A 26,229-nucleotide genomic window follows, 5' to 3' on the forward strand; every position below is an offset into this window, starting at 1 on the left:
CCCGGGCCGTGCCGCCTGTGCGGACCCGTGCGCGGCGCGGGTCCGGCGGTCCTGGTGGGGCGGGTGGGGCGGGCGCGGCCGGCCGCCCTGACCGCCGCCCCGCGTCCACGACGGCTCCCGTGAGATCCGGCCGCGCAGGGTGGCGACGTGTCAGGCCCGGGCCATACCCTGGACGCAGAGCGGCGGAGCCCGGACTGCCCGACTGCGACGAGGAGTTGAGGGGACCGGGCGAGACGGGGGGACGCTTGTTCGGCGACGGAAATGGCGGTCGTGCGCCAGGACTCGAGCGTGAGCTGGTTGATCAGATGTGCGCGGTGACGGGACTCGATGCACCGGAGGGGCGCGATCTCTTGATCAATATGCTGGCGAGCCGGTTACCCGAGTTAGGCAACATCCGGCGCCACGGCCGGACCCGGCCCGAGATGCTGGAGATCGTCCGCGCCTGTCTGAGGGAGCCCGGCGGGCTTCCCGAGCTGGCCGCCACCCTCAACGACTACGCCCCCAACACCGTGCCCGTGCTCCGGATCAGCGAGCTGGCCGTCACCTCCCCGGTGCTGGCGGTGCTCTCCGAGGCGGACTCGCGCGAAGTCCACTCCCTGCTGTCCCGCGTCCGCCATCTCGACGTGCGTGGTGTGCTGTACGCGGCGGCCGGTGAGCTGACGCTCCCGGACCGGCGGGTCTCCACCCTCCGCGACGCCTTCGACTTCCTCTCCCAGGTCAACGCCCGCGCCGACGGACTGCTCCCCGTGATGGCCCTCGTCGAGCACGTCGTCGCCGCGCTGGAGGGCGACGCCCACCGCCAGGTCGCCGACGGGCTGCGGGCGTGGAACGACGCCCAGGCGCGCAGGCTCGGCACGGGTGCGCAGCTCAAGGCGCTGCGCGCGGAGATCGCGCAGGCCCCCACGGCACAACCGGCGCCCGCCTGCCTCGTTATCCAGCTCAGCAGACACGGGATGACCCCGGACCACTATCTGCTGTCCCACTGGCGGCAGATACGTCCGGGACCCTGGCGGCCGGAGCGCGGAGAGGACCAGATCGTGGCCCTGAAGGACGTGGAGGCCACCGTGGAGCGGCTGGTCGTCCGCGCCGAGAGGGACTGGGCCGGGCGGCCCGGCAGACCGGTGCTGGAGTTCGTCCTGCCCTTCCATCTGCTGAACCATCCCCTGGAGTGGCTGCCGATGGCCTCGCAGTCCTCCTCGTCGACCGCGCTGTGCCTCAGCTATCCGGTGGTCCTGCGGAGCCTGGAGCGCATGCGCGCCCGCGAGTTCCACCGGCGCTGGCACAACCGCTGGCAGCAGATGACCGAGGACGCCGGCATCGTCTGCCACTGGGACACGACCGGGCGGCGCGGCCACGACCCCGTGCAGTGGACGAGCAGGCTGACCGCCGACGAGCGGCTGGTCTCGGTCGCGCTCAACGCACCGCCGCTGCCGGGGCCCGCCGGCAGCCGGGCCTCGCTGGAGGCCGCCCTGCGCGCCGGGGTCCCGCTGGCGGTCTGGGACCGCCGGCCGGCCCCGCCGGGCGAGTTCCGAAAACGGGTGAAGAAGATCATCAAGGGAAAACCGATCGAACTGCCGCAGCGGGTCCAGCAGTTGCGCAACGAGGCGGCGACCGCCGCCGCGGCGCAGCGGGACGCGCACGCCGGCCGTCATTTCGCGGTTCTGTTCGACGACCCGAACCGCATCGTCGACGGGTCGTCCCCGGGAGCGGATTCCGGGAGCACGCGGGGCGGACACGACGACGAGGGGGATTCATGAACGGTGTCCATCACCCGGTCGAGAGCACCGGGAACGGAGGGTCCGTCAGCAGCCGCAGCTGGTGGATCTACCGAGGCACCGGGCAGCCGCTGGCCGACATCCGCCTCGGCGACGTACTGCCTCCGCCACCCGCGTGGCGGGACTTCGACGGCGGACCGGTGCTGCCGCCCGTACCGGCCGAGAGCGCCGAGACCGACCGCCGGCTCGGTGGCGCGGACCGCGCCACCCCCCGCCAGAACCCGCACGACATCGATATGATCAACACGGCCCTGCTGCTGCGCCGCCCGCTGCTCGTCACGGGCCGCCCCGGCATCGGCAAGTCGACGCTCGCCTACCTGGTCGCGCGCGAGCTGGGCCTCGGCCGTGTGCTGCACTGGGGCATCACCTCCCGCAGCACCCTGCGCTCGGGCCTGTACGAGTACGACGCCATCGGCCGCGCCCAGGCCTCCCTCGGCCGCGGTCCGGCGGCCGCCGGGACGTCCGGGGCGCCGGGCACCGGCGCGGACGGCGAGGCGGGGCCGGGTCCGGACGGCGGGGGAGCGCGGATCGGGGACTTCGTCCGGCTCGGACCGCTGGGCACCGCGCTGCTGCCGTACGAGCTGCCGCGCGTCCTGCTCATCGACGAGCTGGACAAGAGCGACATCGACCTGCCCAGCGACCTCCTCCATGTGCTGGAGAACGGCGCGTACGACATCCCCGAGCTGGTCCGCGCCCGCCAGCGGGAGCGGCACGCGCAGGTGTTCACCGACGACCCGGACAGCACGGTCACGGTGACCGACGGGCGGATCCGGTGCCGGGCCTTCCCGTTCGTCGTCATCACCAGCAACGGGGAGCGGCAGTTCCCGCCCGCCTTCCTGCGCCGCTGCGTCCGGCTCGACGTCTCGCCGCCGCGCGAGGACCAGCTCGCCGCCATGATCGCGGCCCACTTCCGGGACCAGGACGGCCGCCACGACGCGTTGATCCGCGCGTTCGTGGAGCGCAGCCGGGAACACGGCGGGCTGGCGGCCGACCAGTTGCTCAACGCCGTCTTCCTGCGCACGGCCGGCGTCCGCGACGACGACGCGGCCTGGGGCGACCTGCTGGAGGCCCTCTGGCGTGAGCTGTCGGGGGCGCCCTGATGGGTGAGGAGCCGCGTCCGTACCCGGAGCCCGTCGAACTGGCGGAGGCGCTGTGGCTGCACGCGTACCAGACGCTGGCGGCGCGGCTGCCCCCGTCCGACCGCCCGCCGCAATCCCGGCCGTCCACGCCGCCGGGGCTCTCCGGGCTGCCCGAACCGTCCGGCCGGCAGGCCGCCGGGCCCGGGCCCGAGGATCCGCCCGGTGAGCCGGCGGACGGCGGACCGCGGGCGGCGGAGGGCTCTCGGCCGGAGCCGCGGACGGCCCCCGCGGCGGACCGGGCGGCAGCCGGCGGCCGGGAGGGGCCGGGGGGCGGGCGGCCGTGGCCCTCGCCGGCGGTCGACGCGCCACGGACACCGCTGCGGTACCTGCGCACCGGGACCGACACATCCGGATCCGGGGCCGGTGCGGAGCGGCGGGCCGTGTACGGCGAGGCCGGGGCGGCGGTCGCGCCGGGACCGGATCTGCGCGACGCGCCGGAGATCGGCCGGCGGCTGCGACCGCTGAAGCAGGTGGTGCCCTCGGCGTCCGAGGTGGAGCTGGACGAGGAGGCCACCGCCGAGCACGCCGCCGAGGACGGCCTCTGGCTGCCGTACACCCGGTCGGCGGACGAGCGCCGGTTCGATCTCGTCCTGGTGGTGGACGATCACCCGACGATGGTGATCTGGCAGCAGACGATCACCGAGTTCACCGCCGTGGCGGAGCAGCTGGGCGCCTTCCGGGACGTCCGGGTGCGCCGGCTGGGCCTGCGCGAGGGGCCCGGCGGCGAGGAGGCGGTGCTGCGCGGCCCGCATCCGGACGACGAACGCGCCGGTGCCCCCGGCGAGCTGGTGGACCGGACCGGCCGCCGGATCGTCCTGGTGCTGACCGACGGCCTGGGGCCGCTGTGGCGGGGGGACGCCGGCCGTGCGGCGCTGGAGCTGTGGGGGGCCGCCGGGCCGGTCGCGGTGGTGCACCTGCTGTCCCAGAGGGACTGGCACCGCACCGCCGTGGTGCCCCGGCAGGCACGACTGCACAGCCCGCGCGCGGGAGCCCGCAACACCGAACTGTCCGTGCACTTCCCGCCGGAGCAGCGCGACCCGTTCGACCCGCCGCCCGACAAGTGGACGGTGGCCGTCCCGGTGCTGGAACTGGACGCCGACTGGCTGGGCCGCTGGGCCCGGCTGGTGGCCGGTGACGAGTCCGGCCGGGTCGACGCCCCCGTGCTGCTGCTGGGCGTGCCCGAGCGGCCCGTCCCGGACGACGACCGCGAGCCGCCCCTCGACGTCCCGGTGCCGTCGGTACGGGAGCGCATCCGGCGCTTCCGCAGCCACGCCACCCCCACCGCCTTCCGGCTGGCCACCCATCTGGCCGCCGCGGTCCTCGAACCCCGCCTGGTGCGGGACGTACAGCGCAAGCTGGTGCCGGAGGCCCAACCGGTGCATCTGGCCGAGCTGTTCCTGAGCGGCCTGCTGGAGCAGACCCCGCCCGGCGAACCGCCCGGCGATCCCGCCCGTATCCCGCTGGACTTCGTCGACGGCGCACGCGAGGAACTGCTGTCCGCCGCGATGCGCGCGGACACGGCGCGGGTGGTCAGTTCGGTGTCCGACTTCTACGGAGACCGCTTCGAGGCGGCCCGCGGGCTGCACGGCGCCCTGCTCGCTCCCGAAGAGGCGCCCGATCCTCCGGTCACGGCGGAGAGCCTGCCGTTCGTGCGCGTGGAACTGGCGGTCCTCCGTGCCCTCTCGGGGCCCTATCTGCTCCGTGCCCGACGCATCAGCGCAGCTCTGGAAGGGGCTCTGCCGGGAGCGTCGATCACGCAGAACACGGAGCGAATGGTCCACGATGTCCACAATGTAGACATAAATTCCGACACGGACGGCCTGATCATGACCGACACCACTGCCAGTCAGCACCAGCGTGAGGACGGGGGCGCCGTCAACAGCAATCCGGCCAAGGGCATTCCGGCACCGAGCCCCGACGGGCAGTCGGACGCCGTCTCCTCGTCACGCGGCACACCGGTACCGTCCGCACCGCAGTCGACGCCGTCCCCGCACACCACGGCACGCACCTCCGTGCCCGCCGTGTGGGGCAACGTCCCGCCGAACAACCCCAATTTCGTCGGTCGCGAGGACCTGCTGGAGCAGGTCCGGGAGCAATTGGTGACCGGCGACACCTCGGCCGTGCTGCCGCACGCCCTGCACGGCATGGGCGGTGTCGGAAAGTCGCAGATCGCCATCGAGTACGTGTACCGGTACGCGTCCGACTACGACGTGGTGTGGTGGATCCCGTCGGAACAGCCGACGATGATCCTCACCGCCCTCACCGAACTCGCCCACCGGCTGGGCCTGAACGTGAGCAGCGAGGCCAACCGGGCCGTCCCCGCGGTGCGCGAGGCACTGCGCCGGGGCCACCCGTACGACCGGTGGCTCCTGGTGTTCGACAACGCCGAGAACGTGGAGGCCGTACGCCCCTACTTCCCGACCGGTGGCACCGGCAAGATCCTCATCACCTCCCGCAACCAGGAGTGGGACCGGGTCGCGAGGACGCTGTCCGTCGACGTCTTCACCCGTGAGGAGAGCAAGGCGCTGCTGCGCCGCCGCGCCCGCAACCTGAGCGACGGCGACGCCGACCGGCTCGCCGAGGCCCTGGGCGACCTGCCGCTCGCCATCGAGCAGGCGGCCGCCTGGCAGGCGGTCACCGGCATGTCCGTGCCCGAGTACCTGCGGCTGATCAACGAGAAGATCGCCGAGCTGATGCTCGAACTCGTCCCGTCGCCCGACTACCCCATGTCGGTCGCCGCGGCCTGGGACGTCTCGCTGCGGCAGCTGGAGCAGCGCAACCCGGCGGCCCTCCAGCTCCTCCAGGTCTCCTCGTTCTTCGCGCCCGAACCGATCTCCCGCAGCCTGTTCAACAACTCGCGGAGCACCACCATCGCCCCCGAGCTGGACGAGGCCCTGCGCGACCCCATCAAACTGGGCCGGGCCATCCGGGAGATCAACGTCTACGCGCTGGCCCGGATCGAGCACCGGCACGACACCATCCAGCTGCACCGACTGGTCCAGGCGGTGCTGGTCAACCGCATGTCCCCGCAGCAGCAGGCGGACATGCGGCACGGCGCGCACCTGCTCCTCGCCGACGCCAACCCCAACAGCCCGGGCTCGCGCGAGCTGTGGCCGCGCTACCAGGCACTGCTGCCGCACGTGGTGGTGTCCCGGGCCGTGGAGTGCGAATCCCCCTGGGTGCGCGGCCTGGTCCGGGGCATCGTGGAGTTCCTCTACGTGTGGGGCGACCACGACGGCGCCGCGGCGATGGCCCGCGAGGCGCTGGAGATCTGGACCGAAAAGTTCGGCGCCGAGGACCTCCAGACGCTGCAGATGGCGAAGTGGCTGGCCTTCCTGCTGCGCATGCTCGGCGAGTACCGGGAGGCCGCCGAGATGATGCAGCGCACCGCCGACACCTACATCCGGATCGCGGGCGAGGACGACGAAGGCACCCTGGACGCCCTCATCCAGCTCTGCAGCGGTCTGCGGCTCAGGGCCGAGATGCCCAGGGCGCTGGAGATCAACCGGTCGGTCTACGACCGCTCGCTGCGGGCCTTCGGCGAGGACGACCCGGCCACGCTCCGCGCGGCCCACAGCCTCGGTGTCGGCCTGCGGCTGATGGGCCTGTACCAGGAGGCGCGGGAACGCGACACGGAGACGGCCCGGCTGCGCGCCGTCACGCTCGGCGAGAACCACCTCGACACCCTGAGCACCCTCAGCGGTCTCTCCATCGACCTGCGGGAGACCGGCGACTACCTGGGAGCCGTCGTCCACCAGGAGGACGTGTACACCCGCTACATCGACAACTACGGCGAGGACAACCCCGCAAGCGTCAGCTGCGCCCGGGTCCTCGCGGTGTGCCGCCGTCGCGCGGGCGACCACGAGGGGGCCCTGCAACTCGGCGAACAGGCCCTGACGAAGTTCGAGAGCCGCTACGGCGCCGACCACCCGGACGCCGTCGCCTGCGCGGCGAACCTGGTCAACGACCTCAGGCAGGACGGCCAGTTGCCGCGGTCCAAGGAGCTCGGCGAGGCGACCGTCGTGCGCTACGCGGCGAAGCTCGGCGGCGCCCACCCGTACACGCTGTCCGCCCGCACGAACGTGGCCATCACCCTGCGGCAGCTCGGGGAGCTCGGCGCCGCCGACGAGCACCTCGACGCGGCGCTGCCCGGCATGCGCGAGTCCCTGGGCGAGGAGCACATCCTCACCCTGACCGCCGCCCTCGGCACGGCCACCCAGCACAGTGCCCATGGGCGGCACGCGGAAGCCCTGGAACTGGACAGCAAGTCGCTGGAGATCCTGACCCGCAACCAGGGCGAGGACCACCCGACCACCCTGGCCTGCGCCAACAACGTGGTCCTCGACCTGCGGGCACTGGGCCGCGACGACGAGGCCACGGCACTGCACACCGAGACCCTGACGCGCTTCCGCCGTACGCTCGGTGAGAGCCACCCCGCGACCACGGCCGCCGCCAGCAGCCGGCGCGCCGAGGTGGACATCGCGCCCGTGCCGTTCTAGCCACCCCCTGGAACGAGAGAGCCGGTCGGGCCCGCTCCGGGCCCGACCGGCTCCACGTGTGGGTGGTGCCGTCCGAGGCGCTACGTCCGCGGCGCTACGTCCGCGGGGCCGGCTCGGCGTCCGCGGCGGGGGACTGCCCCGGCTCCGGCCCGGGCCGGCTGTCCGGCACCTTCTCGTCGTAGCGGGCGTCACCGGCGTGTCCGGGCAGCGGCGGGCTGTCCGGGCGGTACAGCAGTGTCAGCAGCGGACCGGTGGCCGCGGTGGTGAGCAGCGCCATCACGACCAGCAGGGCGTACAGACGCGAGCCGATCACCCCGGCCTCCAGCCCGACGTTGAGCACGATGAGTTCGGTCAGCCCGCGGGTGTTGAGCAGGACGCCGATCACCACCGAGTCGCGCCACGGCATCCGGGCCGCGCGGGCCGAGAGGGCCCCTGCGGCCACCTTGCCCACGACCGCCGTGACACATATCAACCCCAGGAGCAGCAGGTCGGAGCTTCGCAGCCCGCTGAGCCGGACGGCCATCCCGGAGATCGCGAAGAACACCGGCAGCAGCAGTCCGCCGGTCTCCTGGAGCGGGCGCAGCAGCCGGCTGTCCGGCACACCGTCGGGCTGGCGGGGCATGATGAGCCCGGCCAGCAGCGCGCCGAAGATGACGTGCAGCCCGAGCGCACTGGTGGCCCAGGCCGAACCGAGGGCCACGGCGACCGCGACGGGCACCTGGTTGGTCATCAGGGCGCCCGGCCTGCGCATCCACCACACCAGCAGGGGCCGTACGGCGAAGAGCATCACCAGCACGTACCCGGCGAGCAGGGCCACCCGGACGGTCCAGGTCGGCGTCGATCCGCCTGTGCTGCCCACCAGCACCACGGCGAGCACCGGCCAGCTCAGCGCGTCGATGACACCCGCGGCGGCCATGGCGATGACGGCCGGCCTGGTGCCGGCCACCCCCTGGTCCCTGATGATGCTGGCGAGGACGGGCACCGCCGTGATGGACAGCGCGACCGCCATGTAGAGGGTGAAGGTGGCGTCGACCGGACGGCCGCCGTTGGCGGAGCCGAATCCTCCGGGAAAGAGCAGGACGGCTCCGGCGCCCATCAGCATGGGAATGGCGAATCCACCCAGCGAGACGGCGGTCACCGCATTCTGGCCGCGCAGCATACGCAGGTCCAGCTCATATCCGACGGCGAAGAGAAAGAGGACCAGCGCCACTTGTGACAGGGAGGTCAGAATGGGCTGGATCTGCTTCGGGAAGAGGGTTTCGTAAACGCCGCCCGGGACGAGCCCCAGCAGGCTGGGGCCGAGGGCGATGCCCGCGAACAACTGGCCGATGACCGGCGGCTGACCGAGCCTGCGGGCCACCGCGCCCATGGTGTACGAAGCCGTGATCACCACCGCGAGAGCGGCTACCACATGGGTGACGATGGCGTCCGTGCTCACCGGCATCCCCCTTCCGGCAAGTGCCGCCGCAGTGGCGGAGTCTGTACGGAGTGTAGCCGGTTTCGGGCAAACGGCCTATTGTTGCCTGCACTTGGTATATGCCGTCACGAGCGGGGGGTCGGCAGTGACGACGGTGTTATTCGTACACGGCACCGGGGTGCGCGAGCCGGGTTTCAGTGAAACCCTGGAACGCGTACAGCAAGGTTTCCGGTCGCTACGCCCGGAAATCCGGATAAATTCCTGCTATTGGGGGGGAAGCGCAGGATCGGTACTCCACTCGAACGGTGTCTCCGTGCCGGGGTACGCGACCGGGCGTGACATTCCCGGCGTGCGCGCCGTCGACGAGCGGGACGGCGACCTCGACGCGGACGTCGAGTTCTGGGGACTCCTCTATCTGGACCCGCTGCTCGAACTCCGACTGCTCGCCTCGGAGTCCGCGGCCCCGGCCGAGCTGGCGCCGGGAGCCCGGCCGCCGGGCGAGGACATCTCCGCGGCGGCCCTGACGCTCACCTCGGACGCCCGGCTGCGCGGACTGCTCGAGGAGGCCGGGACCGGCGACGACTTCGCCGCCGCCGTGGCCGCCGTGCTCACCGCGCCGGACTGCCGGCGCTTCCTGCGCGATCCCGCCGCGGAGGACCCGGCGGCCGTGCTGGCGCGGGCGTTCCTCGCGGAGGCGGTACGGCGGCGGGCCGGGGAGGAAGGACCGGCGCCCGCCCTCGACGGCACCGCGCGGGACGAGGCGGTCGCCCGGATCACCGAACTGCTCCCAGGGACGGCCGGCCCGGGAACGCACCGCGGACCGGTGACCCGGAAGGTCAAGCGGATGGCCGGACGGCTGGCGCTCGGGCTCGCCTCCGCCCAGGCGGTGAAACGGCGTTCGGCGCTCACGGACGCCGCCCACCCGGCCGCGGGCGACGTGCTGCTCTACCTCTCCCGGGGCGCCGCCGTCCGCGAGGCGATCGCGGAGGCGGTGCGTACGGCGGAGCCGCCCGTCGTGCTCCTCGCGCACAGCCTCGGCGGCATCGCCTCGCTCGACCTGCTCGTGCTGCGCCCCCTGCCCGAGGTCGCGCTGCTGGTCACCGTCGGCTCGCAGGCGCCGTTCCTCTACGAACTGGGCGCGCTGCCCAGCCTGGAGCACGGCAGCCCGCTGCCCGCGCACGTACCGCGCTGGCTGAACGTGTACGACCGGCGGGACCTGCTCAGCTACCTCGGGGCGGGCGTGTTCCCCGGCCGGGTCGACGACCTCGCCGTGGACAGCCGGCAGCCCTTCCCGCTCTCGCACAGCGCCTACTGGAGCAACCCCGAGCTGTACCGGCTCCTCGCGGGGGAGCTGCCGTGACCGCCGCCGCGCGCCCGGACCGTACGTACGCCGTCGTGGCCGGAGTGGAACGGTATGCCGCCGGGCCGTCCTGGGACCTGCCCGGGCCCGCCGCCGACGCCCGCCGCTTCACCGCGTGGCTGCGCGGACGAGGGGTCCCCGCCGCCCACATCCACCTGCTGCTGGAGGAGCTGCCCGGGGCCGGTGGGCCGGACGTCGACGTCCGTGCGGGGACCGCCGTACGGGAGACGGTGCAGGAGGTGCTGACCCGACGGCTGCCCCGCCTGGAGGGCGATCTGCTGTGGGTGTTCTGGGGCGGGCACGGCGTCACCGACCCGCAGGGGCACCGCCGGCTCTTCTACGCCGACGCCGGCACCGACGACAAGCGGAACCTGGACCTGGACGCGTGGCTGAACGCCTTCACCACCGATCTGCTGCCCGGCTTCGGACGGCAGATCTGGCTGGTGGACTCCTGCCAGACCTTCGTCGAGGACCTCGGCCTCGCCCGCTCACTGCCGACCGAACTCCCCCCGGGCGGCGACCGGTTGCCCGGCCGGGAGCAGTTCGTCCTGCTGGCGTCCGCCCCCGGGCAGCGGGCGGTCAACGACCCTGCGCGGCGGACCGGGGTGTTCTCCCGTGCCGCCCTGGCCGCCCTGACCGCGGCGGGCGGCGAGAGCTGGCCGCCGGACATGGGCAAGGTCGCGGACGGCGTGATCGGGCAGTTCACCGGCGGGACACAGCGGCCCACCTCGCTCTGGTACCGGTCCTGGACCAGCGACGTACGCCAACTGGTCTTCCCCGACGCGCGGCGCCGGGAGGAACCGGTGCCGGACGCGGCACTGAGCGAACTGGTCAACCTGCTCGCCGGGTGGCCCGGCATGACGGACCGGGACCAGCGCCAGCTCGTCCTCGGCATGCTGCCCGCCGACCTGTCCTCCTCCATCCCCCGGCTGGGGGCCCCGCGCCCCGACATCATCAGCATCGTCCGGACCTGCCGGCGCCACCCGGGCGGACTGGCCGCCCTGGTGGAGGCGGTCACCCTGATCGAACCGGGCTCGCTGGAGCAGCGGGAACTGAAGGACTGGGCGGCGCGCTGGCTCGCTCCGGAACAGGGCGCCTGACCGGCTGATCACGGTCTTCCCGAACACTTCCGCCATGCGTCATCATGAAGTCATCGGGATGCAGGGCGTTCACAGGGGGATGTCGCATGGATACGTCCGCGGAGTTCATGGGATCCGAACTGGCCGATCTCAGCGACGTCCCACTCTCCGCCCTCAGGTCGCAGAGCGCCGACGTCTACGCGCGCTCACTGAACAGGCTGCTCTGTCAGGTCGAGCGGCCGCGGGTCAACTTCTCCGGTGGTGAGGGACCGCCCGGACGGACCGCCTGACGGTTCCCGGGGAGGAGACCTGTGCAGACCGACGGACGTTCCGGACGCCCCCGTGCCGCGCACCATCTCATCCCCTCGGCGTACTTCGAGGACCTGGCCGCGGGCCGGGGAGGCCCGGGGACGATCCGTTTCCTGCGGCGGACCGAGTACAGCAGGCGCCTTCTGCTGCTGCGCGCCCTGCTCGACACCATGGCTTCCACCCCCGGCGCGCTGGGTCCCCTCCCTCCCGTCGACAGCGCCTGGGACACCCTGACCGCGGCTCAGGAGGAGGCTCCGGAGGAGTTCCGCGAGCTGCTGCTGCACCCGCAGATCGGCAGCTGGCTGGGACACAGCCTCCGGCGGCTGACCCACACGGCCTGGGGGGACGGGCCGTTGTGGACGGACCTCGGCCATCTGTTCGCGGTGTGCTCCGTCGCCGCGCTGCGCGCGGGGCTGCCGTTGCGCACCACCGTGCCGGTGCGGGACGGCACCGCGATGTTCCCCACTCTCGGGCTGGCCCGCTTATCGGGCCGTCCGCACTGGGGGACCGCGGAAGTCGTCGTGGCCGAGGGCCGGTTGCGGGTCGACGCGTACGGCGAGAGCGTGGGGCCGCCCGAGCCGCCCGGGACCCCCGGCGGCGACGTGCCCGGCTGGCAGGGACTGCGCACCCTGCGCGCGGACGCGGCCGGGCGGCCGGTGGCCGTCCTGCTCGACGACATCGACCCCTACCGGGACCTCGGCGAGCCGTTGCCGCCGCGCCGCCTCGGCAAGGACCGGATCACGCGCTGGCAGGAGCTGTTCGGCGGCGCGCTGGGCCTGCTGACGCGTGTCGACCCGGGCACGGCCGCGGCGGTCGCCGAGGGACTGCGCACCCTCACCGACGTGGAACCGGCGCCCGGCGGGGTGGTCCTCAGCGCCTCCTCCGGCGACGCCTTCGGCGGAGTGCTGACCTCGCTGCCTCCCGATCCGGTGACCCTGGCGGTCACCCTGGTCCACGAGTTCCAGCACACCAAACTGGGCGCGCTGTTGCATCTGCTGACGCTGGAACAGGACAGCGGTGCCGAGCGGCACTACGCCCCCTGGCGGGACGATCCCCGGCCCCTCGGCGGACTGCTTCAGGGCGCGTACGCCTTCCTGGGCGTCACCGACTTCTGGTCCCGCTACCTGGACGAGGCACCGCGCGCCGAACGCCCCCTCGCCGCATTCGAGTTCGCGCTGCGCAGGCGGCAGACGGAGGAGGCCGTCCGGGTGCTGGCCGCCGATCCGGGACTGACCGGGCACGGGCGCCGGTTCCTGCGGGGCATGACCGCGCGGCTGTCCTCCTGGTGGGGGGACGACCGGATCCGGCCCGACGTCGCTGCCCTCGCCGAGTTCGCCGCGAGGGACCACCGCACCGGCTGGCGGATACGGCATCTGAGCCCCGCCCCGGAGGACGCGCGCGCCCTCGCCCGGGCCTTCGCCGCGGGCATCCCGGCCGACTTCCGCATCGCCGGCTCCTCCGTCGTGCCGGATCTCGCCGCACCCTGGTCGCACGCCCGCACCGGGCTGATCCGGCGGCGCCTCGGTGCGCCGCCCGGCGCCGGGCGGCCCGCGGCGTCCGCCGCCGACCGCGCCCTCGTCTCGGGCGACCCCGCCGCCACGGACGCCTACGCCCGCCTGCTGGCCGACGACCCCGAATCCGCCGAGGCCTGGACCGGCCTCGTCTTTGCGACCGACCCCGACGGCACGCTCCTCGGCCGTCCCGAGCTGGCACGCGCCGTCCACCGTGAACTCCGCGTGTCCGGGACGCCGGCCGACCCGCGCCGAGTCACCCTCTGGCTCGCCTCCCGCCCGGCCTGACCGGTTCCCCGTCGTCCGGACTCCGGCCGGGCCGCGCGTCAGCACCCCGTGGACAGGGCGTCGCAGCCGGATTTCGGGTGGTCTGTCGGGGTCTGTCGTCACGGGCCGTCATCGATCTTTCACAGGTTCCGGGCCGGGAGGCGTCGAACACTCCTGTGGTTTGCCGATAAGCTCGGCGGGACCGGAAGCGGCCACGGGGGCGTCGCGGACGTGACGCAGGACGACAGGACGCGTACCCGGAGGACACTGTGCCCGCCGTACTCCCTGCCTTAGCCGGCAGGCCGCCCCAACTCGGCCTTCTCCAGGCCGCCGTGGTCACTCCGCAGCCCGTCGGGCCGTCCGGGCCCCCCGGGCCCTCTCGCGTCCCCGGCCCGCGTTCACCCCTTCCGTCCTGTCATGCCCGCGTCATGCGGGTGTGGTCCCGGCCGCCGCGGTGCCGTCCCGCCTCCGACCCGTTCGCGACTCGGACTTTGGAGAGGACTCGATGACCGATCTCATACTGGCCGTCGGTGCCGTGGCCGTCCTGGCGGCCGCGGGGACCGCCTGGCGCTTCCACCGCGCGTACCGGCGCGAGCAGCGCAGGGCCGAGGAATTCCGGGGCAGGGCGGATCAACTGGGCCACCAGTTGCGTGCCGTGGAGCTCGCCCTGGAGCAACTCGCCGCGCACATACCGGTCCTGGGAGCGGCCAACCCGCCGGGCGAGCACCACGCCGGTGACCTCACCCTGCCCCCGCCCCCCGCGCACACCGTCCTCGCCCACCGGCTCCGCGACGTCACCGGCCAGGTGGCCGCCACCGTCACGCAGGTCCGGGAGACCGCGCAGGCGACGGCCGAACAGCACATCGGCATGATCCGGACCGCGGCGGACCAGGAGATCGCCAGGGCCCGCCGGGAGTCGCGGGAGGCCACCCGCGCGGCCGTACGCAGCTTCGCGTCCGGCGTGGTGGCGCGGGCCTCCCGGCTGAGCCGGGAGATCAGCCAGGGCGTGCGCTCCCACCAGGACGACGAGGCCTACGCGACCCTGGTGCACATCGACCACATCGCCCAGCAGATGCTGCTCACCGCGCAGGGCTACGCCGTACTGGCCGGCGACAAACTCTCCCGCCGCTGGCCCCGGACCTCGCTGACCGACGTGATCCGCGCGGCGATGGGCCGGATCGAGGGCTACCAGCGGGTGGAGCACCACGAGCTGGACACCGTCGCGGTGCACAGCCGGGCCGTCGAGGCCGTCGTCCACACCCTGGCGCTGCTGCTGGACAACGCCCTGCGGTACTCGCCGCCGGCCGCCCGGGTGCACGTCGCGGTCGAGCAGGGCCACCACGCCTGCTTCCTGACCGTGGACGACGCCGGCCTGCGCATGGACGACGAGCGGCTGCTGTGGGCCAGCGACATCATGTCCGGCAAGGACCGCGACGACATCACGCAGCTCGGCGCCCACCCGCAGACCGGCCTGCGGGTCGCCTCGCTGCTCGCCGAGAACTACGGCTTCCGGGTCGAGCTGACCGCGCCGAACATCTACCAGGGCACGCGGGCCGTACTGGTCCTGCCGAACAACCTCCTGGCCTTCCCCGCCGCGACGGCGCCCGAACCGGCGGCCGTCCCGGCCCCGCGCACCGGCGCATCCCCGTCGCCCGCCGCGACCACCGCCAGCGGGCTGACCGTCCGCCGGCGGCCCGCCAAGGCGCGCGGCGCGTCCCCGGCACCGGCCGAGGGGCCCGTCGTGCCGGGCCGGCCGAGCGTCGCCGCCGCCTGGGCGGCGGGCACCCGCCAAGGACGGCGGTCCCAGGAAAACACCGGAACCACCGAAGGACACTGACGATGCGTGACACGCACAGCAACAGCCTGGGGTGGCTGCTCGACCAGGAACTCGGCTGCGTCGAAGGCGTCGAGTACGCGGTGCTGATGAGCGGCGACGGCCTGCTGCAGGCCCGCACGCAGACGATCGGCCAGGAGGACGCCGAGAAGCTCGCCGCCGTGACCGCCTCCCTGCGCGCCGCCGGCAAGGCGTGGGACGAGCACGTCGGCGGCAAGGGCATGTGCCAGCTGCTCATCGAGTCGCAGGGCCGCATCGGACTGACGACCGCGGCCGCGAAGAACAGCATGCTCTCGGTGGTCACGACCGGCCCCGAGGCCGACGTCGGCCTGATCAGCCACCACATGGTGCGCCTAGCGACCCGGCTCGGCCACGAGCTGGAGGTCGGGGACCGCCGTCCCGCCGCGGACGGCGGCACGGCGACGTGACGGGTCCGCGGCACGACCCGGACCTGATCAGGCCCTACGTCCGCACCGGCGGACGCAACCGTCCCAGCCGGGACGTGCGCCTGGAGACGGTGGTCATCGCCGCGCCCGCCCCCACCGGGACGCTGGCGCCGGACGCCCGCCGGGTGATGCGCCTGTTCGCCGGCGGCCGGGGCGGCCTGGCCGTGGCGGACATCGCCGCCGCGCTCGAACTGCCGCCCTCCACCGTCCGCATCATCGTCTCCGCCCTCATGGACAGCGGCCATCTGTCCAGCCCGGTCCCCGTCCAGGAGGGCCGCCCCGGGCTCGACCTGCTCCAGGAGGTGCTCCGTGGACTCCGCGAACTGGTCTGACCAGCCCGCACCCCACTACCTGGCCCCCGCCGTCACCCGCTCCGCGAAGATCGTCGTCGCCGGGGCGTTCGGGGTCGGCAAGACCACCTTCGTCGGCAGCGTCTCCGAGGTGGCACCGCTGCGCATGGAGGAGCCGATCACCGAGGCGAGCGTCGGCGTCGACGACCTGCGCGGCACACCGCACAAGACGACCACGACGGTCGCCATGGACTTCGGCCGCATCCACCTGCTCGGCGACCGCCTCGTGCTCTACCTGTTCGGCACCCCCGGCCAGGCCCGCTTCCGGCCCCTGTGGGAAGGGCTGACGGAAGGCGCGCTGGGCGCCCTGGTCCTGGCCGACACCCGCGACCTCGACGGCTGCCACGAGGTGCTGGGCCTGCTGGAGGAACAGCGCACACCGTACGCCGTCGTCATCAACGTCTTCCCCGACGCGCCCCGCTACCCCCTGGACGAGATCCGGCAGGCGCTCGCGTTGGACCCCGACACGCCGCTGACCGAGTGCGACGCACGGGACCGCCGGTCCTGTGTGTACGCGCTCATCACCCTGATCGAGTTCCTGACCACCCGGCACACCTCTGCCTCACTCGTGGAGCCCCGTTCATGACGACCCCCGACCCCGGCACCGCCGTCCCCCCGACGCGGATCGCGCTCCACGAAGCCGAGTTCGCCGACGACCCGCACGCCGCCTACGAGCGCATGCGCCGCAGCCACGGACCGCTGGTCCCGGTGGACCTCGCCCCCGGCGTCCCCGCGACCCTCGTCATCGGCTTCGAGCAGGCCCGGCGCATCCTCAACGACCCGCTGCACTTCCCCGCCGACCCGCGGATCTGGCAGGAGGCCGTACCCGACAGCTGCCCGGTCCGGCCGATGATGGAGTGGCGCCCCAACGCCCTGCGCTCGGCCGGCGCCGAACACACCCGCTACCGGGCGGCGAACACCGCGAGCCTGCGCGCGGTGGACCAGCACGAACTGCGCGCCCTGGTCGAGAAGGTGGCCTCCACCGCCATCGGCGACTTCCTCCCCCTCGGCCACGCCGACCTGCTCACCCAGTACTCGTACCCCATCGCCTTCCGCGTCCTGAGCGCGCTGCTGGGCTGCCCGGACGAGATCGGGCTGCGCATCGCCGACGGCATGGCCAAGATCTTCGAGTCGGAGGCCGAGACGGCCGCGCGCGGCAACGAGATCCTCGGCCGGGCGGTGGCCGACCTCGTGGCCCTGCGGCGGCGGCAGCCCGGTGACGACGTCACCTCCCGGCTGATCGCCCACTCCGCCCGGCTGGACGACATCGAGATGTCCCACCAGCTCGTCACCCTGTACGGCGCCGGCATCGAGCCGCTCACCAACCTGATCAGCAACACCGTGCTCAGGATCCTCACCGACGAGCAGTTCTCCGCCGGACTGCACGCCGGCCAGCCCGTCCGGGACGCCCTCGACACCGTCCTGTACACCGACCCGCCGCTGGCCAACTATTGCATCACGTACCCGCCGTACCCGATCGACGTCGAGGGCGTGCTGCTCCCCGCCCACCAGCCCGTCGTCATCTCCATGGCGGCCTGCAACAACGATCCGGCCGTCACGGCCGGCGTCCCCGCCGCCGGCCTCAGCGGCAACCGCGCCCACCTGTCGTGGAGCATCGGCCCGCACACCTGCCCGGCCCGCACCCACGCCTACCTCATCGCCGAGACCGCCGTCACCTGCCTCCTGGACGCGCTCCCCGAGATCGACCTCGGCCGCCCGGAGTCCGAACTGGCCTGGCGGCCCGGACCGTTCCACCGTGCCCTGGAAGCCCTGCCCGTCCGCTTCCCCGCCGTCGCCTGAAGGAGACCGGCCATGTCCCAGCCCACCCCCCTCGTCCTCGACCCGGCCGGCGCCGACCGGCACCAGGAGCACCGGACCCTGCGCGCCGAGGGTCCGGCCGCACGCGTGGACATCCTCGGTGTCCACGCCTGGGCCGTCACCGACCCCGTCCTGCTCAAGCAACTGCTGACCAGCCCCTCGGTGTCCAAGGACGGACGGGCGCACTGGCCCGGCTTCCAGCAGACGGTCACCGACTGGCCGCTCGCGCTGTGGATCGCGGTGCGGAACATGTTCACCGCCTACGGCGCCGACCACCGCCGGCTGCGGCGCATGGTCGCCCCCGCCTTCAGCGCCCGGCGCATCGCCGAACTGCGCCCGGCCGTCGAGGCGATGGTCACCGACCTCGTCGACGACCTCGCCGCCGTGCCCGCCGGACAGGTCGTCGACCTGCGCGAGCGCCTGGCCTACCCGCTGCCCATCGCCGTGATCGGCCACCTGATGGGCGTACCCGAGGACCGGCGGGCCGGCTTCCGGCAGGTCGTGGACGGCGTCTTCGACACCACACTCACCCCGGAGCAGTCCCAGGCCAACGCCGTCCGCCTCTACGGCATCCTGGACGAGCTGATCGCCATGAAGTCCGCCGCTCCCGGCGACGACATGACCTCCCTGCTCATCGCCGCCCGCGACGAGGAGTCGGACGGCACCGGGTTCACCGGCGAGGAACTCCGCGACACGCTGCTGCTGATGATCAGTGCCGGGTACGAGACCACCGTCAACGTCATCGACCAGGCGATCGTCGCCATGCTGACCGCCCCCGACCAGCTCGACCTCGTGCGCGCCCGGAAGGCCGGCTGGGACGACGTCGTCGAGGAGACCCTGCGGCACGAGCCCGCCGTCAAACACCTGCCGCTGCGCTACGCCGTCACCGACATCGAGCTGCCCGACGGACGGACCATCGCCCGGGGCGAGGCAATCCTCGCCTCCTACGCCGCCGCCAACCGCCACCCGAACTGGCACGGAGAGGGCGCCGACACCTTCGACGTCACGCGCGGCCTCAAGGAGCACCTGGCGTTCGGCCACGGTGTGCACTTCTGCCTCGGCGCACCCCTGGCCCGCCTGGAGGTCGCGGAGGCCCTCCGGCAGCTCTTCGGCCGCTTCCCGGACCTGTCCCTCGCGGTCCCGGCCGGCGAACTGCGGCCGGTGGCCTCCCTCATCAGCAACGGCCACCAGGAACTCCCGGTCCGGCTGACCCCCGCGTAGACCCGGCTCACGGCGGGGCCGGGCGCCGCCCCGGTGCGCCGGTCCGCGCGGCTCACCGGGTCGGACGGCACCCGCCCGCCTGCCGTCCAACTCGATCCACTACTTGGGCAGGTTCACGCTTGAACGGGCCATGTCCTGGGCACGGACCTCCTACCGGCGTCCACCGCCGGGCCGTCACCGGCAGAAGGAGGGCGTCATGGACCGTCGGATCCGAGTACGTGTCAGCCGGCGCCCGGCCGCACCGCGCGGGCAGGAGATCGACCGCAGGACACCCTCCGGGCGCATCCTGCCGTACTGACGTCCCCGGTACGGTGGTTGACGGATCGTCACCGGGTATGGCGGGCCGCCGCCTCGCCCAGGGCCGCGCGCAACGGCCCGGGCGGCGCGGGCCTGTCGCGGGTCGCGCTCTCCGTGACCGCCGCCGCCACCTGCCGCAGCTTGGTGTCGGTCCGCTGGGACGCCTCCCGCAGAATCTCCCACGCCTGGTCCGGGGTGCAGGCGTGGGCGGCCATGAGGATGCCGCGTGCCTGGTCGATCACCGGGTGCGAGTCGAGCGCGTGCCGCAGCTGTTCGATCTCCAGGCGCAGCAGCTCCAGCTGCTCGGCGCGCTCCCGGGCCACCGCGGAGGCGGTGCGGCTGCCGGAAGCGGCGGGCGGCGCGGCCCGCAGCGGGTCCGTGGTGTCCAGTCCCACCAACTCCAGGACCCGGCGCGGCTGTCCGTGCCAGCCGGTGGCCGACACCGGTACGCGGTGCCGGCGGGCGTAGTCGCCCAGCAGGGTCAGGAACGTCAGACCGGTCGTGTCCATGAACGACACCCCGGAGACGTCCAGCTCGATCCGGGCCACCCCTGCCGGCAGCGCGGCCAGGGTCCCGGCCAGGGTGTCGGTGCAGCCGAGGACCAGCTCTCCTCGCGCGGACAGCAGGACCCGCTCCCCTTCCGTACGGCCGCCCATGGCCAGTGTGTCCGGCCGCCCGGCGTGCGGTGCCTGTGCCGGTGAGGTCATGAGTCCGCCCCCTTCCGTCCTCCGGATGTCACGCCGATCGCCTGCCCGGGGCACCTCCGGCTACACCCGGCGCGTCGTGGATCCCGCGCTCTGTGGCGGCGGGAGGCGGGAGGTCGGGGACGGAAAGGGGCCCGGCGGGTCAGGCGGCCAGCGGGTTCAGCAGCAGCGGCTCGATCCGGCCCTCCAGCATGGCGCCGAGGCCCTCGGCCGCGCACAGCTCCGGCCGCTCGGCGATGTGCACCGGCATCCCGGTGGCCTGCCGCAGCATCTGGTCGAAACCGGGCAGCAGCGCGGAGCCGCCGACCATCATGATCCCGCGGTCGGCGAGGTCGGCGACGAGATCGGGCGGGCAGTCCCGGAGCACCCTGCCGATGCCGTCCAGGACGGCCGTCAGCGGAGTCTGGATCGCCTCCCGCACGGCGGCGGTGTTCACCCGCACACTGCGCGGGAGCCCGGTCACCACGTCCCGGCCGTGGATCTCCGCCGACGCCGGGCCGTGCGGGGTCAGCCCGTTGCCCCGCAGGGCCACCTGGAGCGGCCGTACCGACTGGCTCGGCAGCACCAGCGCGTGCTCGTGCCGCAGGTGCTGCACGATCGCGTGGTCGACGGCCTCACCGCCCACCGGGAGCCGGACGGCGGTGACGATGGACCCGAGCGAGAGCACCGCCACCTGGGTGGCCGCCGCCCCGCACACCATGATCATGGTGGCCTCGGGGCGTTCGACGGGCAGCCCGCAGCCGACGGCGGCGGCGATCAGCGTGTCCACCAGCTCGACCCGGCGCGCGCCCAGGCCGACCAGCGTCTCGATCGTCGCGCGGGTGGCCAGCGGATCGGCGTCGTGCGGGGTGCAGGCCGCCGCGCGCAGCCGGAGGTTGCGGCGCAGGGCCCGGCGGGTCTTGTCGCCGAGCAGCTGCCGCAGCATCCGCTGGGCCATCTCGATGTCGACCACGGTCCCGCCCGAGACGGGCCGTACGACCCTGATGTAGCTCGGCGTCCGGCCCGTCATCTGCTCCGCGAACTCGCCCACCGCGATCAGTCCGCCGGTACGGGTGTTCACGGCCGCGACCGAGGGCTGGTCGACGACGAGGCCGGCGCCCTTCACGAAGACCCGGGTGCGGGCCGCGCCCAGGTCGACGGCGAAGTGACAGCGGCGCAACTGCTCCAGGCTGACGGTCACGACAGATCCTTCCGTGCGCGGGCCTGCGACCCCCGCCGGGCCGGCGGGCTCACTGGAATCCTGCGCGGGCCCGGCAGCGGGCGCCTTCTGGGGGCGACCGGCCGGGGTGCCGCTGAACGGGCGGTTTTCGCGGCCCGTGCGGAGTGTCGCCCGGACTACAGGGCGCGGGCGGCCTCCAGAAGCGGCTCGAGGGACGCGACGGTGACCTTGCTGCCCTCCTCGCGCAGACGCCGGCGTGCGGCCGCGGTGGGGGCGTACCCGATGAAGCGGAGGCCGAGCTGCTGCGCGGCGGTGAGCTCGGCGACCGAGGAACCGATCAGGACGCCGGCCCGGGCGGGTACGCGCAGGGCGTCCAGGGCGCGCAGCAGGCAGTCGGGGTGGGGCGTCAGCAGACCGAGGTCCTCGCTGCGGCCGTGCACGCCCGCGAACGGCAGACGGTAGGGCTCCAGACAGCTGCGCACCGCCCGCGGTGCCACGTCCGTGACCACGCTGACCCGCCGGCGAGCGCCGTGCAGGGCACGGACCAGCGCGAGGGAGCGGTGCGTGGTGGGTGCGTCGGGCACGGCACGGAGTTCGAGCTCGTCCAGGCGCGCCCGCAGCACGGGGCCGAGCCGGTCGTGGGCGAACGCGCGCAGGACGTCCAGGGGATGGACGAACGCCTCCCGGCCGGCTGGGCTCGTCACGGCGAGCGGCCGGCCCGACAGCGCGTCCGCCGGGTCGCGGTGCTCGGCCACGACGGACAGCAGGTCGAGCGCGGCCTCCCGGGCGCGCCGCGCCGAGAACAGCCGGGCCAGCGGCCCGTCGAAGCCGATCAGCACCGTTTCGGCGCCGGCGAGCAGGGCCGAGAGCCGGCGGCGCGACGGAGCCGACTGCTCCACCGCCGGCACGGGCGCCCCCTCCGGGACCAGGTGCACGGTGTACGACACCGCCAGTCCCGGCACCGGCCAGTCGCCCACCCCCGCGTTCACCGCGCGCTGCGCCCCGCCCGCGCGGCGCAGCGGATGGCGGCGGGTGATGCGGGCCGCCGCGGCGCACAGGTGGGCCAGCAGCAGCCCGGAGACGTCGGCGGTCTCCCCGCGGACGAGGGCCACCGGATCGTCGACCCGCCAGGACAGCTCGACCGCGGCGGTGAACGAGCCCTTGCCGGAGCTCGGCAGGGAGACGGTGTGCCGGGCCTGGTGCGGGGCGAGGTCGACCGCGTAGTACGTCTCCGGCCGCGGCGGCCGGGTGCCGTACGGCTGGATCGGGTCGAGCAGGGTGAGCGGGCCGTCGGGCCGGGTGTGGACGACGGCGGTGCGGCCCGGGGTGGGGATGCCCAGCTCGTGCAGGTCCTGGGTGATGAACGGGCCCTGCACCAGGTCGCGTTCGCCGGGTTCGGGGGCCGTCGGCCCGAGCAGGCAGTACCAGGCCTCCGGGGCGCTGTCCGGGGCGCCGTCGCCGAAGAGGGGACGGAAGCGCGGGGAACGCTGGGCGGCGGAGCTGGCGGCGAAGTCGTCGTACAGCGCGGGCGGGACGACGACCGTGACGTCCGCGGCCGTCTCCGGCGGCCGGGCGGACGGCTGTGCGAACGTCACCCGCAGCCGCGGCGGATCGGTCAGCCGGGTGAGCGCCTGGGGGAGTTCCCGCAGGACGGCGACGAGGACGGGCAGCAGGTAGGCGCCGGGTTCGGTACGCACCAGGTAGCCGTCCGGGCGGACCTCCACCTCGTACCGGCGGGTGCCGAGGGAGCCGCGCGAGAGGACCTCGTGCACCGCGGCCTCCAGGGTGATGCGGGCTTCCGGGCGGCCGGTGAGCGCGTCGGCCGTGAAGAGGATCCCGGGCCGCTCGACGGGGGCGTGGTCCCGGGCCGCGGTGGCGTCGAGCACCCGGTGCAGGGCGCGCAGGCCCTCGCGGGTGTCCTCGGCGGCCGGACCCGGGACCCCGGGCAGCGGATCGCCTCGCCACGACTCCAGCGCCTCGGCCGCCAGTTCGCGGGAACGTTCCGGGTCCCCGGAGGCGCCGGCCCGCTCGGCCTCGCCGGCCAGCCGGCGGAAGCGGTAGACGTCGACGCCGTCGCGGCCGTCGAGTTCGCGTACCCGGTCCGGGTGCAGGGCGTAGCCGCCCTCGGTGGTCAGGGCGTCCGGACCGAGGACGTGGCGCAGGCGCGCGAGGTGCGTCTCCGGCATGCGGACCCCGGACGGGACAGGGGGGTCCCAGCAGCCGGCGGCCAGCTCGGCCCACGAGGCCGGCCGCCCCCGCCGGAGCAGCAGCATGCACAGCAGGGCCCGGGTGTGCGGGTCCTCGACGGCCAGCGGGTGTCCGCCGCGCGTCACCCCGAACGCGCCGAGGAGGGTGAACCCGAGGGCGCCGCGCTGCGGATCCGGCTGCCCGTCGCGGTCCGCCGTGAGCCGTCGCACGCTGTCCTCGCGGACCGTGGCGAACGGGTCGCCCTCCACGCCCGCTCCCGCTCCCCGCGCGGCGGGGACCGACGCCCGGAACTCGCCCGGCGCCCGGCCCGCCCGCCGGTCGATGAACCCGCCCATGCGCGCGAGGAGTTGCTCGGTGCTGTGGTGGGCGGTGCGCGGCAGGCCGAGCAGGAGCAGCTCGCGCACGCCGTCGCGGAAGGCGTAGGAGCCGGGAGGGCCGCCCGGGACGGCGGTGAGCATGCCGCTGAGGACGACCTCGGCCAGGTGCTGGGGGCGCGGATCCGGTTCCACGGCGGCCTGGACCAGGCGCATCACCGGCAGGTCGGGGCGCCCCACCGCAAGATGGCCGGCCAGCCGGAACGCCTCGGGGGAGGCGGTCGCGCGGAACCGCAGGACCAGTTCCTCGGCGGACAGCAGGCCGACGTCCGTGCGGTCCTCGGCATCCGCCGCCAGGGGCCCGCGCAGCGCGGCGACGGCACCGGGGACAGCCCCGCCGCCGCGCGTCGTGAGCAGCGCGGCCCAGTGCGCCAGCCACCTCGGCTCCGGCTCCAGCACGGGCAGGGGGACGGCACCGTCGAGCACCGGCGGCTCGTGCGGATCGTGCGGTTCGGGCGGCTCGTACGGGGTGAACGCGAGGGCCGCCGTGGGGGCCGCGGGGCCGGGCGCCGACAGCCGGCCGGGGACGGCGGGCAGGGCCGTGTCCCGCCACAGGTGTTCCGGCAGCGGCTGGACGACGGCCAGGGGCATCCGGCGTGCCCAGCGGTGCAGGGTGGCGTACCAGAGGGTGCCGGCGGGCCCCTCCCGCCACTGCGGGCCCATGCAGTCGCTGACCAGGAGGGTGACCGTACGGCCGTCGCCGGGTGCGTGGATGCCCGGGCCGCGCACCGTGCCGTCGGGGGCGGCCCGGTACAGGGCGACCGTGCGGAAGGCGCCCGACTGGGCCAGGGCCGTGTGCAGTTCGCGGACCAGGGGGCGCCAGACCGGCATGGTGGGGCCGGCGTCGTACACCAGGTTCAGGCGCAGCCAGCGCTCCTGGGCGGGGCGCAGCACGGGCAGCCACCACTCGGGGCCGGCGCCCAGTCGGGCGATGCGCTCGGCGGTCGCCCGTTCGTCCAGTTCGCGGCCCACGGGCGCGTCGACCCGGCGGGCCAGCGGGCGCAGCGCGCGTTGCAGCGCGAGGGGGTGGCGCAGCATCGGGGGCGCCGGGGCCAGCAGTTGGGTGTGCGGCGTACCGCCCGCCGCCGGGGCGGGGCGGCGGGCGGGCAGGTGCAGCGGGACGCGCGAGACCGGTTCGGGGGGCCGGATGGTCTCCGGCCGGTGTTCAGCCGCCGGGGACGGCTCGTCCGGCGCCGGTGGGACGGGCGGGGCCGGCGCGTCCCGCGCCGGGGCCGGCTGCCCGGCACCCGTCGGGTCCGCGGTCTCCCCGCCGCCGGGTCGCATCCGTCCGGCCAGCCAGAGCAGTTCGGCCAGCTCCAGGGGGGTCGGGCGCGTGCCGCCCGCCGCCTCGGCCAGGACGTCGGCGAGGCGGGCCAGCGGGTCCGGGGAGGCGGTGGGGTCAGAAGACATCGGGCTGCGCGGCCTGCCCCAGGTAGGGCATCAGCTGTTCGGCCAGCCGGTCGAGGGAGCCGGTGTCCAGGTCGGCCGAGCGGGCCAGGTAGATGGCGTTCAGGAGCTGGTCGGTGGCCAGGTCGCCGGCGCCGGCCCGGGACAGGAAGCGGTCGATCAGGGTGCGTGCGTACGCGTCGGGTTCGCCCAGGTGGGCGCGGACGATCTCGGCGAGGTGCCGGTCGTCCGGCTGCCGCAGGTGCAGCGTGACGCAGCGGCGCAGGAAGGCGGGCGGGAACTCGCGTTCGCCGTTGCTGGTCAGCACGACGAAGGGGAAGGCGCGGCAGCGGACCCGGCCGTGCGCCACCGGGACCCGCTCGTCGGTGCCGTCGGCCAGCACCTCGGCGACGCCGTCCGGCGCCAGCCTGGCGGAGCGGACCAGCTCGGGAATCTCGTACTGGCCCTCCTCCAGCACGTTCAGCAGGTCGTTGGGCAGGTCGAGATCGCTCTTGTCGATCTCGTCGATGAGCAGCGCGCGGGGGCGGGCGTACGGCAGCAGCGCGGTACCGAGCGGGCCCAGGCGCAGATGGTGCTCGATGCCCGAGCCGTCGGCCGTCCCGTCGGCGGGGCCCCGGTCGTCCCGGTCGGAGCGGGCGGCCTGCCGGCGGGCCGCGTACAGCCGGGCACAGCGGGTCGTACTGGTAGAGCCCGTCGTGCAGGGTGCTGCGGCTGGTGACGTTCCAGCGCAGCACCGGGCCGAGTCCCAGCTCACGGGCGACCGCGTACACGAGCGAGGACTTGCCGGTGCCCGGCGGGCCGGTGACCAGCAGCGGACGGCGCAGATACAGGGCCGCGTTGACGAGCTGCACCGTCTGCTCCGTGGCCTGGTACGTCTCGGCGCGGTGCATCCGGTCGGGGGAGACGGCGGAGGCGTCCGCGGCCGCGTCCGGGGCGCGCAGCACCGGCCCGCCGTCGAAGGCCCGCCACGGCGGCGGCGGGGGGAGCTCGGTGATGCCGTCGTGCGGCTCGTTCGTACCGGTGTAGACGGGCCACAGGGGCATGGGCTCTTCTTC

The 26,229-nt window shown here is 74.3% G+C and carries 17 protein-coding genes and 1 pseudogene; 13 read left to right on the forward strand and 5 right to left on the reverse strand.

What is annotated here, in order from left to right:
• Positions 1–305 precede the first annotated feature (305 nt).
• Genes BLW57_RS26340 through fxsT form a run of 3 tightly spaced genes read left to right on the forward strand, consistent with a single transcriptional unit; the run spans position 306 to position 7,413 of the window.
• The gene (locus BLW57_RS26340; protein WP_256339846.1) at positions 306–1,757 is read left to right on the forward strand and encodes a VMAP-C domain-containing protein; all 1,452 of its coding nucleotides are present in this window, start codon (positions 306–308) and stop codon (positions 1,755–1,757) included.
• Complete coding sequence (locus tag BLW57_RS26345; protein ID WP_093477879.1) at positions 1,754–2,875, forward strand: AAA family ATPase; 1,122 nt, start codon at positions 1,754–1,756, stop codon at positions 2,873–2,875. Before BLW57_RS26340 ends, BLW57_RS26345 begins: the two co-directional genes overlap by 4 nt.
• Positions 2,875–7,413 (forward strand): FxSxx-COOH system tetratricopeptide repeat protein, encoded by a 4,539-nt coding sequence (gene fxsT, locus BLW57_RS26350; protein WP_093477880.1) that lies wholly within the window; start codon positions 2,875–2,877, stop codon positions 7,411–7,413. The genes BLW57_RS26345 and fxsT overlap by 1 nt, the downstream gene beginning before the upstream one ends.
• A 94-nt stretch (positions 7,414–7,507) precedes the next feature.
• On the opposite strand, the gene BLW57_RS26355 is transcribed toward fxsT, so the two are convergent.
• Positions 7,508–8,851, reverse strand: coding sequence for a cation:proton antiporter (locus BLW57_RS26355; RefSeq protein ID WP_176985723.1), 1,344 nt, complete (start codon positions 8,849–8,851; stop codon positions 7,508–7,510).
• Positions 8,852–9,179: 328 nt separating this feature from the next.
• On the opposite strand from BLW57_RS26355, the gene BLW57_RS26360 reads away from it, so the two are divergent.
• The 10 genes from BLW57_RS26360 (at position 9,180) to BLW57_RS26405 (ending at position 19,025) form a co-directional block, all read left to right on the forward strand.
• Positions 9,180–10,190, forward strand: coding sequence for an alpha/beta hydrolase (locus tag BLW57_RS26360; protein WP_256339593.1), 1,011 nt, complete (start codon positions 9,180–9,182; stop codon positions 10,188–10,190).
• A complete protein-coding gene (locus BLW57_RS26365) occupies positions 10,187–11,290 on the forward strand; it encodes an effector-associated domain 2-containing protein (RefSeq protein WP_093477885.1) in 1,104 nt (367 codons plus the stop codon). Before BLW57_RS26360 ends, BLW57_RS26365 begins: the two co-directional genes overlap by 4 nt.
• Before the next feature lie 86 nt (positions 11,291–11,376).
• Positions 11,377–11,559: a hypothetical protein gene (locus tag BLW57_RS26370; protein ID WP_093477886.1), complete on the forward strand. Its 183-nt coding sequence runs from the start codon at positions 11,377–11,379 to the stop codon at positions 11,557–11,559.
• Positions 11,560–11,580: 21 nt separating this feature from the next.
• On the forward strand, positions 11,581–13,377 hold the full coding sequence (locus BLW57_RS26375; RefSeq protein ID WP_093477888.1) for an HEXXH motif domain-containing protein: 1,797 nt from the start codon (positions 11,581–11,583) through the stop codon (positions 13,375–13,377).
• 484 nt (positions 13,378–13,861) lie between these two features.
• On the forward strand, positions 13,862–15,193 hold the full coding sequence (locus tag BLW57_RS26380) for an ATP-binding protein (protein WP_093477889.1): 1,332 nt from the start codon (positions 13,862–13,864) through the stop codon (positions 15,191–15,193).
• Positions 15,194–15,195: 2 nt separating this feature from the next.
• The gene (locus tag BLW57_RS26385) at positions 15,196–15,618 is read left to right on the forward strand and encodes a roadblock/LC7 domain-containing protein (protein ID WP_073893693.1); all 423 of its coding nucleotides are present in this window, start codon (positions 15,196–15,198) and stop codon (positions 15,616–15,618) included.
• Positions 15,615–15,968 (forward strand): DUF742 domain-containing protein, encoded by a 354-nt coding sequence (locus tag BLW57_RS26390; protein ID WP_093477891.1) that lies wholly within the window; start codon positions 15,615–15,617, stop codon positions 15,966–15,968. The genes BLW57_RS26385 and BLW57_RS26390 overlap by 4 nt, the downstream gene beginning before the upstream one ends.
• The gene (locus tag BLW57_RS26395; RefSeq protein ID WP_093477892.1) at positions 15,946–16,572 is read left to right on the forward strand and encodes a GTP-binding protein; all 627 of its coding nucleotides are present in this window, start codon (positions 15,946–15,948) and stop codon (positions 16,570–16,572) included. Before BLW57_RS26390 ends, BLW57_RS26395 begins: the two co-directional genes overlap by 23 nt.
• Positions 16,569–17,786 carry a cytochrome P450 gene (locus BLW57_RS26400; protein WP_093477894.1) on the forward strand — a complete coding sequence of 406 codons (1,218 nt, stop codon included), beginning with the start codon at positions 16,569–16,571 and terminating at the stop codon, positions 17,784–17,786. Before BLW57_RS26395 ends, BLW57_RS26400 begins: the two co-directional genes overlap by 4 nt.
• A gap of 12 nt (positions 17,787–17,798) precedes the next feature.
• Positions 17,799–19,025 (forward strand): cytochrome P450 family protein, encoded by a 1,227-nt coding sequence (locus tag BLW57_RS26405; protein WP_093477895.1) that lies wholly within the window; start codon positions 17,799–17,801, stop codon positions 19,023–19,025.
• A 326-nt stretch (positions 19,026–19,351) separates the two neighbouring features.
• On the opposite strand, the gene BLW57_RS26410 is transcribed toward BLW57_RS26405, so the two are convergent.
• The 4 genes and pseudogenes from BLW57_RS26410 to BLW57_RS26435 all read right to left on the reverse strand — a co-directional run bounded on the left by BLW57_RS26410 (position 19,352) and on the right by BLW57_RS26435 (position 26,217).
• Positions 19,352–20,029 carry an ANTAR domain-containing protein gene (locus tag BLW57_RS26410; protein WP_176985724.1) on the reverse strand — a complete coding sequence of 226 codons (678 nt, stop codon included), beginning with the start codon at positions 20,027–20,029 and terminating at the stop codon, positions 19,352–19,354.
• Positions 20,030–20,168: 139 nt separating this feature from the next.
• Complete coding sequence (locus BLW57_RS26415; protein ID WP_093477897.1) at positions 20,169–21,206, reverse strand: rod shape-determining protein; 1,038 nt, start codon at positions 21,204–21,206, stop codon at positions 20,169–20,171.
• A 155-nt stretch (positions 21,207–21,361) separates the two neighbouring features.
• Positions 21,362–25,177 carry an SAV_2336 N-terminal domain-related protein gene (locus tag BLW57_RS42530; RefSeq protein ID WP_256339594.1) on the reverse strand — a complete coding sequence of 1,272 codons (3,816 nt, stop codon included), beginning with the start codon at positions 25,175–25,177 and terminating at the stop codon, positions 21,362–21,364.
• Positions 25,167–26,217 (reverse strand): annotated as a pseudogene (locus BLW57_RS26435) (AAA family ATPase). Before BLW57_RS26435 ends, BLW57_RS42530 begins: the two are co-directional and overlap by 11 nt.
• Positions 26,218–26,229 lie beyond the last annotated feature (12 nt).

This window comes from Streptomyces sp. 1222.5 (assembly GCF_900105245.1).
In the GTDB taxonomy this organism is placed as follows: domain Bacteria; phylum Actinomycetota; class Actinomycetes; order Streptomycetales; family Streptomycetaceae; genus Streptomyces; species Streptomyces albidocamelliae.

Coding starts and splice junctions, on each gene's coding strand:
- BLW57_RS26340 (WP_256339846.1), top strand. CDS start 306: ATGTGCGCGGTGACGGGACTCGATGCACCGGAGGGGCGCGATCTCTTG.
- BLW57_RS26345 (WP_093477879.1), top strand. CDS start 1,754: ATGAACGGTGTCCATCACCCGGTCGAGAGCACCGGGAACGGAGGGTCC.
- fxsT (WP_093477880.1), top strand. CDS start 2,875: ATGGGTGAGGAGCCGCGTCCGTACCCGGAGCCCGTCGAACTGGCGGAG.
- BLW57_RS26370 (WP_093477886.1), top strand. CDS start 11,377: ATGGATACGTCCGCGGAGTTCATGGGATCCGAACTGGCCGATCTCAGC.
- BLW57_RS26380 (WP_093477889.1), top strand. CDS start 13,862: ATGACCGATCTCATACTGGCCGTCGGTGCCGTGGCCGTCCTGGCGGCC.
- BLW57_RS26385 (WP_073893693.1), top strand. CDS start 15,196: ATGCGTGACACGCACAGCAACAGCCTGGGGTGGCTGCTCGACCAGGAA.
- BLW57_RS26400 (WP_093477894.1), top strand. CDS start 16,569: ATGACGACCCCCGACCCCGGCACCGCCGTCCCCCCGACGCGGATCGCG.
- BLW57_RS26405 (WP_093477895.1), top strand. CDS start 17,799: ATGTCCCAGCCCACCCCCCTCGTCCTCGACCCGGCCGGCGCCGACCGG.
- BLW57_RS26410 (WP_176985724.1), bottom strand. CDS start 20,029: ATGACCTCACCGGCACAGGCACCGCACGCCGGGCGGCCGGACACACTG.
- BLW57_RS42530 (WP_256339594.1), bottom strand. CDS start 25,177: ATGTCTTCTGACCCCACCGCCTCCCCGGACCCGCTGGCCCGCCTCGCC.